Consider the following 14681-nt stretch of genomic DNA (forward strand, 5'->3'; position numbering starts at 1 on the left):
TTAAAAAAATGGCTACACAATAGCGTCAACAATATGAGTAATGACCTTATTAAATCCATAACGAGTAATTACCATTATACAAATGCTTTCAATACGACTTTATGAATTTAAATTGGTATTATACACGTCTTAACTTAATTGTTTAATCATAAAGAGTCAAAGATAGGGATAAGGTTGTGATATACCCAGAAGCCTAGACTTCGGCAACATTGATAATCCTCTTCTTTTATTACTTAAACAAATTTCAATTTGTATTTTCCGCAAATAGTAGTAACCTTTTCCATGTCTGGTGGTCCAGCGGGTAGTTCCGCTAATTCCGAAAACATACCTTCTAAACCAGCCGGAAAAATACTCAACATAGCTCGAGCTTTTTCTTCTCCGACAACTCTCCACGAATGAGGTATTCCTTTAGGGCAAAAAATCAAGTCTCCTGCTTTTAAAGTTGTTGTTTTATTACCAACGCTCATTTCTACTTGACCAAACAATACTTGGAAAACTTCATCCTCATTCTCGTGAATATGTGGAGGAATTCCTATGCCTGGTTCATTGTTCTGTTCAATTAAGGTGTATTGTCCGTTGGTGTCTTCACCAGTCAACTTAATGTTTTGATTGTCTCCTAAAACATTCAATTTATTTCCTTCGTTTTGTTTAACGATTTTTGGCTTTTGTAATTTTGTAACTTCTTGTTTTGAAGGCTCATTTGTACTACTCTTCTTTAATTCAGATTTACAAGCGTTAAGCATAGGAACAATTGGCAATGCTCCTATTCCTATTGCTGTTGATTTCAAGAAATCTTTGCGTTCCATAATATTTAGTTTTGATTGGTTAGTCTATATTGTGCCTCTTGCACAATTGCTTGTTAAATATACAGAAATTTCTTATTTTGAAGTATGCAAGGCAAGAAAGAATACAGAGCCTCTAAATATCTATGTTTAGAATACCCTATGCGTACTGTATGTCTACAACGGTTTAGTGTATGATTTCGTTACGGAAAAATCGGAAATATTTTCCCACGTTAAAAACAAATATAATTCATTTCGTTTTTCTTTGATTCGGCAATTTATTTTTTACCTAGTTTGAGTAAATTCAGGAGTTTTCAATTCCACAAACTTGCTAATGCATTAAAGCTAAAGTATAGATAAGGTTTCGTTTGTAATGAACTTTATCGGTTGTTAAACGAAGGTGTCAATTTTTTCTGATAAAGTCAAATACGTAAAACAACTAGTAATTTAATTTCTATCCCAAAATTATTATGAATTGGATGACTTTAGATTTATCGCTTTTAACTTGATGATCTTTAACTGTGGTATTTCCATTAGTATTAAAAATCAAAAAAATGGCCGAAGCTTCTTCCGACCATCAATTTACTTTCTACTAGATTTTATTTATTGGGTTATGGCTTTTAAATGTGCATATACAGGATTGCCTTGAACTGTTAATTCTACCTTTCTTTCAAAAATTTTAATTCCTTTTACATCATTCAGTTTGCCATCTGGAGCAAACGCTTTTACGCCATAAAAGTTTTCATTTTCACCGATAGCTTTTACATGAATAAGGTTTCCTGAACGGCTAATACCTTTTACATCAAGTTTAGCATCAGTTTCAGTTATAGCTTTAATGTTGTATATTTTCCCATCGGTACCTATAGCTACTATTGGAGAATATTCGTCCTTGCTATCAAGTATTTTTACAGGTAATGCATATCCATCAACAAAAGCTTTAATATTAATAAAACTATGTTGTTTAGAATCTTGAATAGCTTTTACATCAAATTTATTGCCATCTGCATCAAAAGCTTTTACATTTAAATTTTTACCTTCAGGAGTTACAGCTTTAATATTCCAGATAATTCTTTTAAATTCACTTTCTTTTTTCTTTTTCGACTTACCAGAAATTTCAAAATCGTCTTCGTTCGCTGCAGGATGCATTGCTTTTATATGCGCATGAATATCAACACCATTAAGTGACATCTCTCTGTCTTTAGAGTTAATTTTTATACCTTTAATGTCGTTTTGTTCTCCTGTTGGCGAAATGGCTTTAACACCATAAAACTCACCTTTTTTAGAAATTGCTTTTATAAGAACTATATTTTCAAATCTTGCAACTCCTTTTACATCTAGTTTTTCACCCTCTGGAGTTATAGCTTTTATATCGTATACGTCTCCACCATTAAAGGCTTTAATTGGCTTAAGTTTATCTTTGCTCACTAACATTTTTACAGGCAGTTTTTTATTACCAACAAAAGCTTTTACATTTAAAAAACTACTTTGATCTGAGTTTTGAATTGCTTTAATGTTTAATAAATTACCTTCTTTATCAATGGCCTTGATATCTAATGTTGTGCCATCTGGTAATACGGCATTAACATTCCAAAGAATATCATTAACTTTTGCTATTTCTTTTGTGGTTGTTTTAGCTTTTAAAGAATCATTCTTACAGGCAGTAAACAAAAATAAAAACCCTAATAAAAACAAATAGTTAAAGACCGTTTTACTTAAATAATGTCTTGATTTTTCCATTGAATATAAATTTTACTTGTGTAAACAATAAAAGTACAATTAAAAGGAAAGAAGAAGAATGACTTTTGTCATGTTTTAAAAATATAGAAGAAAAAGGCTTTCATTTTAATTTAGCATCATTTGCAGTCTATATTAAAAGATTTATTGTTTTGGATAAGTGAAATTTAAGGTTTGTTTAGCCTGTTTGTACAAGAATAGTGCGTTTTTGTGTTCGATGATTTTCCGTAGGAAAATCAGAGTGACCAAATACATACTAGCCTTTTGATTTAGAATTAAACTTAAGCATTATTTTTATACATTGAGCCAGTTGCACAATGGCTTGATATATACAGAAAATTAGTATCTTATTACAAGCAAGGTAATAAGATATATCAAGAAAAGTTGTTCAACAGTTTCCAGTTGAGCACTCGAGTTCCGAGAGACAATTTTTATCGTAGATTATCAGAGGTTATGGATTTGAACTTTCTGCGTAAAGAGACGCAAATCTATTAAGGTTCATGTGGTCAAAAGAGTATAGATCCTGTTGTGTTCGTTAAATTCTTTTTGGTGGGTTATTTAGAGAACATTATAAACGACCGCAAACTGGTACCCCATTGTAGCATGCGGATGGAAAAATTGCATTTTGTTTTTTTGGATCTCAAAATTATGATTTACCGATTTTTAATAAAATGTGGTAAATCACGATGCAGATTTTTCATTAATTAAATATTCTTACTCGCTAATAACTTTTCAACATCCTGAATAGTAGCTCTAAACAATTTTTTATTAGGTTTTGTCATGTGTTGAGATTCTGAATATATTTCTTCTAAAATTTCTTTGGCTTCAGTTTCTTTATTTCTACTAATTAGAAATTTTGCAAGTACAAATCGTTCGTTATAAAATGAGTAACGAATATCAATAGCTCTTAAATTAGTTTCAGCTTCTTCAAACTTATCGAGTTTTTCTAAAGCTAAACCGTACAAAAATTGTGATTTTGATTTTTTAAATTCTGGATGGTCTTTAATTTTTTCAGCGTATAAAATAACATTATCAAAATTTTTAATATTAAAATAGGCTTCAATAAGTTGTTTTATGACGTAAAAATCGTTTTGCATATTGCCTTCTATGGCTTCTAAATAGTGCGGAATAGCATTGTTATAGTCTTTAATTTCTAAAAAGGCATCAGCTAAATTAAAACGGTTTTGGTAAGTTTTAGAAAATTGAAGTTGTTTTTCTAAATCTTTAATTTTTTTGGTTGGATTAATTATATGAGTTATTTCGCTGGTAATTTTTTCAGCATCACGTTTGTTGTAAACTTGTGTTATTAAATAGATTATAGAGCCTATAATTGGTACAAACAAAATTAAAAAGAACCAATAATATGAATTTCTATTTTTTATTATGTGATAAAAGCAGAATACTTTAAGTGCAATTATTATATAATAAATCATTTAGCTAACGTATAAAAGCAAGTTCGGTTTCTGTACTCATAGGTTCGCTAAAATTATAACCTTCATAATTAAAGCCTTTTAAATCATCTATTGTTTTTGCGTTAGTATCTATTATATAACGCGTCATGTAACCTCTAGCAAGTTTAGCAAACGTCATAATTGTTTTGTACTCGCCGTTTTTAAAATCTTTAAAATTTGCTGTAATTACTGGTACTTTTAATGCTTTTGTATCAATAGCTTTAAAATACTCATTACTGGCTAAATTTAAAAATAACTCGTTGTCTTCTAACTCCTCATTTAAAGCATTTGTTATGGTTTTACGCCAAAACTCATATAGGTTTTTGTTTTTTCCAACAGGAAATTTAGTTCCCATTTCTAAGCGATAAGGCAGTATTAAATCGGTAGGTTTTAATAAACCATAAAGACCAGAAATGATACGAACTGTATTTTGCAATGTTTCTACTTTTTCATTTGGAATGTTATATACATCTAAACCTCTATAAACATCACCACTAAAGGCATACACAGCTTGTCTTGCATTTTCTTTTGTAAAAGGCAATTGCCAATCTTGATTGCGCAGATAATTTAGCTGTCCTAAATTATCTGAAATATTCATGAGCTTTGATAAGTTTTTAGCAGATTTCTTTTTCAACAATTTATTTAAACGTTCAGCTTGTTTTAAAAAACAAGCTTCGGTTGAAAGATTGATTGGTATTTCGGTTTCAAAATTTAATGACTTTGCAGGTGATAATACTAACTTCATTTAAAATGTGTTTTATTAAACCAAATTTACAATTACTAATTTACATTTAAAATCTAAATTGGTAAATATAAATGATGGAACTATAAATGCAACTAATACATTATTATTTAGCAAAGTTTTAAACTATATGTGTTTTAAGCCTTCATAAACTACTATGCTTACTGCATTGGCTATATTCAAGCTTCTAACATGCTTGCTGTATAAAGGAATTTTATAAACTTGGTTTGAATATTTTTCGATAATAGATTTTGGTAAACCTATAGATTCTTTTCCAAATACTAAAAACATATCATCCTTAAAGGGGATATCCCAGTGGTTTTTATTACCATGGCTAGATAAAAACACCATGTTAGTATTTTTGTTTACCTCAAAAAATTCATCAATATTCTCATAATAAGTAACTAATAAATGCTGCCAATAATCTAAACCAGCACGTTTTAAACGTGTGTCATCAATTTCAAATCCAAATGGTTTTACTAAATGTAGATGAGAACCTGAAGCTAAAGCTAATCTGCCAATATTACCAGTATTGTTGGGTATTTCAGGTTCTATAAGTACAATATTTAAAGCCATTAATCTAGAATATGCTTTACAAACGCATCTACTGATTTTGCACCATGCTTAGTCACATGCTTTACAAACGCACTTCCAATAATAGCACCTTTAGCATACTTAGTGGCTTGTGTAAACGTCTCGTTGTTGCTTATACCAAAGCCTATTATTTGTGGGTTTTTTAAATCCATTTGTGCAATACGTTTAAAATAGTCCGTTTGCACATTACCAAAACCAGATTGTGCTCCAGTAGTACTAGCGCTGCTCACCATATAAATAAAACCGTTAGAGATAGAATCAATATATCTAATACGTTCATCGCTAGTTTGTGGTGTAATTAAAAACACGTTAATTAAACCATACTTTTCAAAAATTTCTTGATAATGTTCATGATATACATCAACAGGTAGATCGGGGATAATTAGTCCATCTATGCCCAATTCTTGACATTTTTTACAAAATGCTTCCACACCATATTGAAACATTGGGTTAAAATACCCCATAATAATTAATGGAATAGAAACTGATTTTCTAATATCTTTCAACTGATTAAAAAGCACCTCAGTAGTCATTCCATTTTTTAAAGCTTGTGTAGAACTTGCTTGTATAGTTGGGCCATCGGCTAAAGGATCACTAAAAGGTAATCCAATCTCAATCATATCTACACCATTTTTTTCTAAATCTTGAATGATAGAAACTGTATCGTTAATGTTTGGATAACCTGCTGTAAAATATATAGAAAGAAGCTTTTTGTCTTCTTTTAGTTTTTGATTTATTCTATTCACAATTTATATTTTAAAATAATCTATATAATTTTCTAAATCTTTATCACCACGTCCTGATAAACTAACAACAATTACATCATCAGGTTTAAAGGTTTTCTGTTCAAATATGGCTAGAGCATGCGAGCTTTCAATGGCAGGAATTATTCCTTCTAGTTTGCATAATTCTAGTCCAGCTTTCATAGCTTCATCATCAGTAATTGATAAAAACTCTGCTCGCTTTGTTTTACATAAATGTGCATGCATTGGGCCAACACCAGGATAATCTAATCCAGCCGAAATGGAATATGGCTCAGTTATTTGTCCGTCGTTAGTTTGCATCAACAAAGTTTTGCAACCATGAATAATACCTTCTTTTCCTAAAACAGATGTGGCAGCACTTTCTCCAGAATCTACACCTAAGCCAGCGGCTTCAACAGCAATAATGCTAACATCTAGTTCGTGTAAGTAATGATAATAAGTGCCCGCAGCATTACTGCCACCTCCAATACAAGCTACAATATAATCGGGGTTTTCTCGATTCTCTTGCTCTTTTAGCTGCCATTTTATTTCTTCAGAAATAACTGCTTGAAATCGGGTTACCATATCTGGATATGGATGTGGGCCAATAGCAGAACCAATAATGTAGTGCGTATTTACGGGGTTATTAATCCAATCGCGAATAGCTTCGTTTGTGGCATCTTTTAAGGTGCGACTTCCTGATAATGCAGGTACGACTTTAGCACCAAGCATTTTCATTCTTGCCACATTTGGTGCTTGTCTTGCAATGTCAATTTCACCCATATAGACAATACATTCTAGCCCCATTAAAGCACAAACAGTTGCTGTGGCAACACCGTGTTGACCTGCTCCTGTTTCGGCAATAATTCTAGTTTTAGCTAAGCGTTTAGCCATTAGAATTTGACCAATGGTATTGTTTATTTTGTGTGCTCCAGTATGGTTTAAATCTTCGCGCTTTAAGTAAATTTTGGTATTATATTTTTCAGAAAGACGCTTCGCAAAATAGAGTGGAGAAGGGCGACCTACATAATCTTTTAAAAGTTGATCGAACTCGTTTTTAAAATCAGGTTCAGTCATTACTTTTAGATAGTTCTGGCGTAACTCTTCTACATTTGGATAGAGCATTTCTGGGATAAATGCACCTCCAAATTCGCCGTAATATCCTTTTTCGTTTACGTTGTAATTCATAATTTCTGTCATTCCTGCGAAGGCAGGAATCTGTTTAAATTTTTTTAAATCTTCAATATTTTTTAATCCAGGTTCTATTTCAAATTTACTATTTATATCTAAAGCATAGCAATACTTTGAAGCTTCACTTTGTTGAAATTTTTTAATATCCTCAATTTGATTCAATCCAATGCCGCCGCTTAAAAAGAATGGTGTTGTAGAAGGGTAGTTGTTTAAAACGCTCCAATCGAATGTGTATCCGTTACCTCCTGGCTGTTTACCTTTCGTATCAAAAAGAAAATAATCTACAATACCTTCATAAGGTTTTAAAACACTAAAATCGAATTCGTCTTTTATTGAGAATACTTTGAAAATTTCAATGTTTTTAGATTGTAATTCTTTACAATAGTTTGGTGATTCTTTCCCATGTAATTGAACCGCTTTTAATCCATGACGTTTAATTTTGTCAATTACAACATCTATATCAGCATCAACAAAAACTCCTGTTTTTTTTATGGATTTTGGTAATTCTGGTATTGATTCAGTATCAAAGTTTCTCGCGGAATTTTTATAAAATATAAATCCAAGATAATCAGGTTGCAATGAAGCAACTTGTTTAATATTATCTTGATATTTCATGCCGCAAACTTTCAGTTTCATTTTTCTAATTTATTTATAAACTCTGTTGCACTTTCTCCTGGATTATCCGTTTTCATAAAGTTTTCACCTATTAAAAAACCTTGATAGCCATAAGGTTGTAATTCTTTAATAGCTTCAATATTACTAATGCCACTTTCTGAAACTTTTACAAAATCATCTGGAATAAGGTTGCTTAAACTTTTACTGGTGTTTAAACTAACATTAAAGGTTTTTAGGTTTCTATTATTAACACCCAACATGTCTAAACTAGGCATGACAGATTTGTTTAATTCTTCTTTGTTATGCACTTCCAAAAGTACCTCCAGATTCAAACTTTTTGCAAATTCTGAAAATTGTTTTATTTCGTCTCTAGATAGAATAGCAGCAATTAATAAAATAACGTCAGCGCCATAGGCTTTAGCTTCTAATAACTGATATTCATTAATAATGAATTCTTTTCTTAAAAGCGGTAAATTACAGCTTGCTCGTGCAGTTAGTAGATCATCTAACGATCCTCCAAAATATTTTCCATCTGTTAAAACAGACATGCCGCAAACACCAGCAATTTGATAGCCTTTGGCAACATCCAGAACATTTAAACTATTATTTATTACAGATTTTGAGGGAGAACGACGTTTGTGTTCTGCTATAATTCCAGAATTGCTATTTCGTAATTTATGAGCCAATGAAACAGTTTCTCTATTGAAAAGCACAGAGCTTTCAAGTTGAGAAATTGGAATCAATCCTTTTCTAAGGTCAACTTCCTTACGTTTATCAATTATTATTTTGTCTAAAATGTTCATTTGCTTAACTCAATTAAAGTATCTAAACTTTGCTTTGCTTTACCAGAAAATAACGATTCTTGTGCCAATTGAAAGCCTTCTTGATGTGAAATTTGCTTGCTAGTTGCAATAGCTAATCCTGCATTGGCGCAAACCACGTTGTTTTGTGCTTCTGTACCTTCTCCACTTATAATATCTACAAATATTTTTGCGGCATCTTCAACTGTGTTTCCTCCAAAAATAGCTTCTTGAGTTATCGTTTTTAGCCCCAAATCTTCTGGTGAGAATATTTTTTCAAAATGATTAGAAACAATTTTAGCTTTTCCAGTTAATGAAATTTCATCATAGCCATCTAAGGCATAAACAATATTGTAGTTATGCCCAGAGTTTTGATGTAAAAAACTATAAAGTCTTAAAACTTCTAAATTAAAAACACCAAGTACATGATTTTTTGGAAATGAAGGATTAACCAAGGGCCCCAACATGTTAAAAAAAGTCTTCACACCTAATTCTCTTCTTATTGGAGCAACATTTTTCATGGCGGGATGAAATAATGGTGCATGTAAAATACATATGCCAGCTTTATCCAAACAGCGTTTTAAAAAATCTTTATCGTTAGAAAATTTTACGCCTAAATTTTCCATAACATTTGATGAACCCGAAGTTGATGAGACACCGTAGTTACCATGTTTAGAAACATGAACACCAGCTCCAGCAGTTATAAAAGATGATAATGTGGAAATGTTGAAAGTATTTTTTCCATCGCCTCCGGTACCCACTATATCTATGGTGTTAAAATCACTAAAATCTATCGATACACAAAGTTCTAAAAGGGCATTTCTAAATCCTGTTAGTTCTTCAATAGTGATACTACGCATCATATAAACAGATAGAAAACAGGCAATTTGGCTTGGGTTGTACATATCATTTGATACGTTAACAATAATCTGTTTTGCCTCCTCTGTTGATATGGTTTCGTGGTTTATTAATCTGTTAAGAATTTCTTTCATTTTTTTCTTTACCTAGTTGTTAACCCAATTTTCTAATATCTTTTTTCCGTCAGGTGTTAAAACAGATTCTGGATGGTATTGCACGCCTTTAACATCATACTCTTTATGTCTAAGAGACATGACTTGTCCGTTTGAATCAAAGGAAGTGGCTTCTAAGCTATCTGGTAAATTTGGATTTACAACCCAAGAATGGTAACGCCCAACTTCAATGTTTTTTTCTAAGTCATTAAAAATATATTCATCATCTACACTTATAGATACATTAGTTGCAACGCCATGATAAACATCATCCAAATTAACTAATGAACCTCCAAAAACTTCGCCTATAGCCTGCTGTCCTAAACAAACCCCTAATATGCTTTTGGTTGGTGCGTATCTTTCAATAATAGCTTTTAATAAACCTGCTTCATCAGGAATTCCAGGACCTGGTGATAACACAATTTTATCAAAAGGTTCTGCATCTTCTAAAACTAATTTATCGTTTCTTAAAACGGTAACATCACAGTTTAAATCTTCTAAATAATGAACAAGATTATATGTAAAACTGTCATAATTGTCTATAACTAATACTTTTTTCATTTTAAATGTCTTCTGCTAATTTAATAGCTTTAGTTAATGCGCCTAATTTATTATATACTTCTTGTAACTCATCTTCTTTATTGGACTTAGAGACTAATCCTGCTCCTGCTTGCCAATTTAGTTTGTAATCTTTACTTAAAAACGTACGAATCATTATGGCGTGATTAAAGTTGCCATCAAAATCCATAAAACCTATTGCGCCACCGTAAAATCCACGACTTGTTTTTTCGTAATCCTCAATAAGTTGCATGGCTCTGTGTTTTGGAGCACCGCTTAAAGTTCCCGCAGGAAATGTATCCGCTACCACTTGCATGGTTGAAGTTGTATCGTGTTTTATTCCTGTAACTTTACTCACTAGATGAATCACGTGCGAAAAGAATTGTACTTCTCTATAAGTTTCAACTTTTACTTGACTTCCGTGGCGGCTTAAATCATTTCTAGCCAAATCCACCAGCATCACATGTTCAGCATTTTCCTTATCATCGTTTTTTAATTTTTCGGCTAAAACCTCGTCTTTTTCGTAATCTCCAGTTCTTTTGTATGTTCCAGCAATTGGATGAATTTCGGCTAATCCGTCTTCTACAATCAATTGCGCTTCTGGCGAACTTCCAAAGATTTTAAAATCACCATAGTCAAAATAAAATAAGTAGGGTGATGGATTTATACTTCGTAAGGCACGATAAATATTGAAATCATCGCCTGTGAATTCTTGGGAAAATCGTCTTGATAGTACCAGTTGAAATACATCACCGCGTTGACAATGTTTTTTAGCTAATTCTACATGTTCTTTAAATTCCTCATCAGTCAAATTAGACATGATGCCCCCTTTAGAATTAAACTTATAAGAAGCAAAATTCTGTACATTAATTAGTTTGTCAATTTCATCGATGTTATTTTTAGCTCCTTCATAGCAATGCGCAAAAATATAAGCTTCATTTTTAAAATGATTGATGGCTATTATGTTTTGATAAACGGCATAGTACATGTCTGGAATAATAACTGAATTTTCTTTTTTCCCAATTTCTACATCTTCAAAATAGCGCACTGCATCATAAGCTGTATAACCAAATATACCATTGTTGATAAATTTGAAATTATCTTCAGATTTAGTATTAAACTTCTTAGTGAAATTATAAATTTCATCTACTACATTAACACCATCTTTTATTTCTATGGATGTTGAACTTCCATCGGGAAACGTTTCAGAAATCACTTCATTCTCTACCTTAATAGACGCAATTGGATTGAAACAGATGTACGAAAAGTTTTTATGATTTCTGTGATAGTCACCACTTTCTAATAAGATACTATTTGGGTATTTATCTCGAATTTTATAATACACTGTAACGGGTGTAATCGTATCTGTTAAGATTCGTTTGTGATGTGTATATAGACTAAATTTTTCCATATGTTTTATGAAAAAAGGCTTGTCGTGAATGACAAGCCTTTTCGATATTTTAAGTTTAAATATACTAGGATTTTACTTCACGAATGTTAGTTTCGAAAGTGCCACCACCAAGTATTATTTAAAATTGTATTCATTTTTATTTTTTACTTAGGCCAAATATAGAAATGAAAATAGTATTACACAAAACTTTAGTTAAATTTTTACATAAAAGTTTGTTAAACTATAATATTTGCAACAAACTATTAATTAATTTTAACCTTATGAAACTTCCATAACGAGATTTTGATGCCCAAAGAAATGATTATATGGAAGCTACATATGACCGATAAAAGCAAAATAATTGTAGACACATGAAATTAAAGATGCTAATTATTGCCGTACTATTAATTTGTAGTTGTGCAGATAAGAATAAGGAGACAGAAGCAGCTACTCAAAACACTAAAAAGGAAGTGGTTATAACTAATAATGAGTCAAAAAAAATTGATTTAGAAGTCTATAATTTTGCAGGGTTTGAAAAGTTTTTGAGTAAAAAGGACGATAAAATTTATGTTATTAATTTTTGGGCAACTTGGTGTGCGCCATGCATAAAGGAATTACCTTATTTTGAAAAATTAAATGAAACTTATAAGAATAAAAATGTTGAAGTTATTCTGGTAAGTCTTGATTTTTCGCATTTATATGAAAAAAAATTAAAGCCATTTATTAAGAAAAAACAGCTCCAATCTAAAGTAATAGCCTTAGATGATGCAGATATGAATTCTTGGATTCCTAAAGTAAATGAAAAATGGTCAGGTTCAATACCAGCAACTGTAATTTATAAAAATGATGAACGTAAATTTTTCGAGAAATCATTTAATTACGAAGAGCTTAAAAAAGAAGTTGAAGATTTTTTTAATTAAATACTATAATTATGAAAAGGATAATAAAATTAACATCTGTAATGGTTACTTTTTTCTGTTTAAGTGCTTTTACAATAATTAATTCAAACCTTGAAGAAGAAGGTTATAAAATTGGAGACCTAGCTGAAGACTTTTTACTTAAAAATATTGATGGTAATATGGTCTCGCTATCCAATTACAAAGATGCTAAAGGATTTATCATTACGTTTACTTGTAATACATGTCCTTTTGCTGTTATGTACGAGGATAGAATTATAGCTTTAAATAACAAATATGCTAGTAAGGGTTACCCTGTAATTGCCATTATGCCAAATAATACAAATATTAAACCAGGAGATAATTTTAATGCTATGAAGCAAAGAGCTCAAGAAAAAGGCTTTACTTTCCCATATTTAATTGACGAGCAACAACATGTTTACCCTAAATTTGGCGCTACAAAAACACCGCAGATTTTTATTTTACATAAAACCCAAAAAGGTAATGTTGTTAAATATATTGGGACTATTGATGATAATTATAAGAATGCATCAGCAGTTAATACAAAATATGTTGAAGATGCTGTTGACGCTTTATTAAAAGGAAAAGAAGTTCAAGTCACAGAAACTAGAGCAATTGGCTGCTCTATTAAAATCTAAAAATTAAACGTTTATTTTCGCTTTCGCAGAAAACTAAATATTTTAAAGCCAGAGTTATGTACTTTGGTTTTTTTAATTCAACTTATCTTAACTTTTTGTGTTTAACCGAAAATGAATTAAAATTTATCCATAAGAGGCGCTTTTTGAAATGCATAGCAGCGATACGAATAAGAAAAGTAACAAAATATGGATGCATTTTGGCCATTTTTCAGGAAATAGAAAAAGTCAAGATGAGTTCATTCATTATTTATTCAGATGTGTTAAATTTGTAAAAATAAATTTCAAATAAAAAAATGGAACATTTAAGTCAAGAAGAATGGGTGTCTAAACTAGAGAAAGATGATAATGCCGTTATTATAGATGTAAGGACTGATGATGAGGTGTCAGAGGGTATTATTGCTAACGCTATTCATATAGATATTTATAAAGGGCAAGAATTTGTTAATGAGATTGAAGAGCTAGATAAAAATAAGAGCTACTACGTATATTGTAGATCTGGGAATAGAAGTGGACAAGCTTGTAGCATAATGAGTCAATTAGGTTTTGAAAATGCCTATAACCTTGAAGGTGGAATTTTAGAATGGGAGGGTGACCTTGTAGATTTAGACTAAAAAACATATGAAACAAATATTAGTTTTAATACTATTATTAATTTCGATACTTGTAATCTTTAGTTGTAGTAAGAGATTACCAAGTAAAGCTAAATTGATTTCTGCAGAAGACATGCAAAGCCTTTTGAAACAAGATAGTGTACTATTAATAGATGTTAGAACACCAAAAGAGTTTAATGCAGGCCATATTAAAAATGCTTTAAACATTAATTTTTTTGCACCTACATTTACTGAAGATATAAAAGCAATAGATAAAGAAAAACCTGTTATTCTCTACTGTCGTTCAGGAAAAAGAAGTGCTAAAAGTGCTAAAAAATTTATTGAAGCTGGTTTTACAGATTTATACAACTTAGATGGTGGAATAATTAAATGGAAACTGGAAGGTTTTAATATAGAAAAGTAAAATACTTTATATTGCATTTTATGCATTTGAAAGGGTATTTTGTACTTAATAATTATTTCAACTTCTTTTTTTGGTACTTTACCTTTTTTATTTTTTAGCATAGTTCTTTTTTTTTACTTTTATACTGATATGTTTAAATAGTACTAAAAAAAACTACCTAAGAGAAAAAGTTATGGGAAACGGTGTGATAATATTGTCGATAATAGCATTATTATTTTTAAGTATTTATGGATTTACTTACGGATCGATTGCTTTAGCTAAAGTTAAGCAAAAGAAGGCTGAAAAAAAGGCTTTAATGCTTGAAGAAATTAGGCTTGAAGAAAGAAAAAGAAGACAAGCTATTAGAGATGAAAAGTTAAAAGAGCAAAATAAAAGACGCGAAGAAATTAAACGCGAACTTAAATTGCTTGAAGAAAAGAAACTCAATAATGAGAGATTAAATGCTATGCGAGTTGAGAAAATGAAAGAGAAAAAAGTAAGTTAAAAATATATTACAAATATA

17 protein-coding genes and 1 pseudogene are annotated in these 14681 nt (G+C 30.8%); 6 read left to right on the forward strand and 12 right to left on the reverse strand.

Annotated elements, in window-relative coordinates; genetic code table 11:
• Nucleotides 1-233: 233 nt before the first annotated feature.
• Nucleotides 234-806, reverse strand: a complete 573-nt coding sequence (locus tag L3X37_RS12615) for a cupin domain-containing protein (RefSeq protein WP_237240534.1) — start codon at nucleotides 804-806, stop codon at nucleotides 234-236.
• Between the two features lie 579 nt (nucleotides 807-1385).
• The gene (locus tag L3X37_RS12620; protein ID WP_237240535.1) at nucleotides 1386-2519 is read right to left on the reverse strand and encodes a DUF7486 family protein; all 1134 of its coding nucleotides are present in this window, start codon (nucleotides 2517-2519) and stop codon (nucleotides 1386-1388) included.
• 513 nt (nucleotides 2520-3032) lie between these two features.
• On the opposite strand from L3X37_RS12620, the gene L3X37_RS12625 reads away from it, so the two are divergent.
• Nucleotides 3033-3224 carry a hypothetical protein gene (locus tag L3X37_RS12625; protein ID WP_369409901.1) on the forward strand — a complete coding sequence of 64 codons (192 nt, stop codon included), beginning with the start codon at nucleotides 3033-3035 and terminating at the stop codon, nucleotides 3222-3224.
• Here L3X37_RS12625 and L3X37_RS12630 read toward each other — a convergent pair.
• The 10 genes and pseudogenes from L3X37_RS12630 to L3X37_RS12670 all read right to left on the reverse strand — a co-directional run bounded on the left by L3X37_RS12630 (nucleotide 3221) and on the right by L3X37_RS12670 (nucleotide 11631).
• Nucleotides 3221-3859: a hypothetical protein gene (locus L3X37_RS12630; protein WP_237240537.1), complete on the reverse strand. Its 639-nt coding sequence runs from the start codon at nucleotides 3857-3859 to the stop codon at nucleotides 3221-3223. The genes L3X37_RS12625 and L3X37_RS12630 overlap by 4 nt on opposite strands.
• Before the next feature lie 94 nt (nucleotides 3860-3953).
• Nucleotides 3954-4712: a peroxide stress protein YaaA gene (yaaA, locus tag L3X37_RS12635; protein ID WP_237240538.1), complete on the reverse strand. Its 759-nt coding sequence runs from the start codon at nucleotides 4710-4712 to the stop codon at nucleotides 3954-3956.
• Between the two features lie 123 nt (nucleotides 4713-4835).
• On the reverse strand, nucleotides 4836-5285 hold the full coding sequence (locus tag L3X37_RS12640; RefSeq protein WP_237240539.1) for a tRNA (cytidine(34)-2'-O)-methyltransferase: 450 nt from the start codon (nucleotides 5283-5285) through the stop codon (nucleotides 4836-4838).
• A complete protein-coding gene (gene trpA / locus L3X37_RS12645) occupies nucleotides 5285-6049 on the reverse strand; it encodes a tryptophan synthase subunit alpha (protein WP_237240540.1) in 765 nt (254 codons plus the stop codon). The genes L3X37_RS12640 and trpA overlap by 1 nt, the downstream gene beginning before the upstream one ends.
• Nucleotides 6050-6052: 3 nt before the next feature.
• Nucleotides 6053-7234, reverse strand: a complete 1182-nt coding sequence (gene trpB / locus L3X37_RS15460) for a tryptophan synthase subunit beta (protein WP_369409902.1) — start codon at nucleotides 7232-7234, stop codon at nucleotides 6053-6055.
• A gap of 42 nt (nucleotides 7235-7276) precedes the next feature.
• Nucleotides 7277-7873, reverse strand: a pseudogene (locus tag L3X37_RS15465) (phosphoribosylanthranilate isomerase); the annotation flags it as partial.
• Entirely contained in the window at nucleotides 7870-8655 is a 786-nt protein-coding gene (gene trpC / locus L3X37_RS12655; RefSeq protein WP_237240542.1) for an indole-3-glycerol phosphate synthase TrpC, read from the reverse strand. The pseudogene L3X37_RS15465 and the gene trpC, both read right to left, overlap by 4 nt.
• The gene (gene trpD, locus L3X37_RS12660) at nucleotides 8652-9644 is read right to left on the reverse strand and encodes an anthranilate phosphoribosyltransferase (protein ID WP_237240543.1); all 993 of its coding nucleotides are present in this window, start codon (nucleotides 9642-9644) and stop codon (nucleotides 8652-8654) included. The genes trpC and trpD overlap by 4 nt, the downstream gene beginning before the upstream one ends.
• 12 nt (nucleotides 9645-9656) lie before the next feature.
• A complete protein-coding gene (locus L3X37_RS12665) occupies nucleotides 9657-10223 on the reverse strand; it encodes an anthranilate synthase component II (RefSeq protein WP_237240544.1) in 567 nt (188 codons plus the stop codon).
• A 1-nt stretch (nucleotide 10224) separates the two neighbouring features.
• Nucleotides 10225-11631, reverse strand: a complete 1407-nt coding sequence (locus tag L3X37_RS12670; RefSeq protein WP_237240545.1) for an anthranilate synthase component I family protein — start codon at nucleotides 11629-11631, stop codon at nucleotides 10225-10227.
• A gap of 350 nt (nucleotides 11632-11981) precedes the next feature.
• Between L3X37_RS12670 and L3X37_RS12675 the strand changes: the two genes are divergently transcribed.
• The 5 genes from L3X37_RS12675 (at nucleotide 11982) to L3X37_RS12695 (ending at nucleotide 14663) form a co-directional block, all read left to right on the forward strand.
• A complete protein-coding gene (locus L3X37_RS12675; protein ID WP_237240546.1) occupies nucleotides 11982-12530 on the forward strand; it encodes a redoxin domain-containing protein in 549 nt (182 codons plus the stop codon).
• Nucleotides 12531-12541: 11 nt separating this feature from the next.
• Entirely contained in the window at nucleotides 12542-13165 is a 624-nt protein-coding gene (locus L3X37_RS12680; protein ID WP_237240547.1) for a thioredoxin family protein, read from the forward strand.
• A 293-nt stretch (nucleotides 13166-13458) separates the two neighbouring features.
• Entirely contained in the window at nucleotides 13459-13776 is a 318-nt protein-coding gene (locus L3X37_RS12685) for a rhodanese-like domain-containing protein (RefSeq protein ID WP_237240548.1), read from the forward strand.
• A 7-nt stretch (nucleotides 13777-13783) separates the two neighbouring features.
• Nucleotides 13784-14179 carry a rhodanese-like domain-containing protein gene (locus L3X37_RS12690; RefSeq protein ID WP_237240549.1) on the forward strand — a complete coding sequence of 132 codons (396 nt, stop codon included), beginning with the start codon at nucleotides 13784-13786 and terminating at the stop codon, nucleotides 14177-14179.
• A 172-nt stretch (nucleotides 14180-14351) separates the two neighbouring features.
• Complete coding sequence (locus tag L3X37_RS12695; RefSeq protein WP_237240550.1) at nucleotides 14352-14663, forward strand: hypothetical protein; 312 nt, start codon at nucleotides 14352-14354, stop codon at nucleotides 14661-14663.
• The last annotated feature ends 18 nt before the right edge of the window (nucleotides 14664-14681 follow it).

It is taken from the genome of Wocania arenilitoris (assembly GCF_021728535.1).
Taxonomy (GTDB): domain Bacteria; phylum Bacteroidota; class Bacteroidia; order Flavobacteriales; family Flavobacteriaceae; genus Wocania_A; species Wocania_A arenilitoris.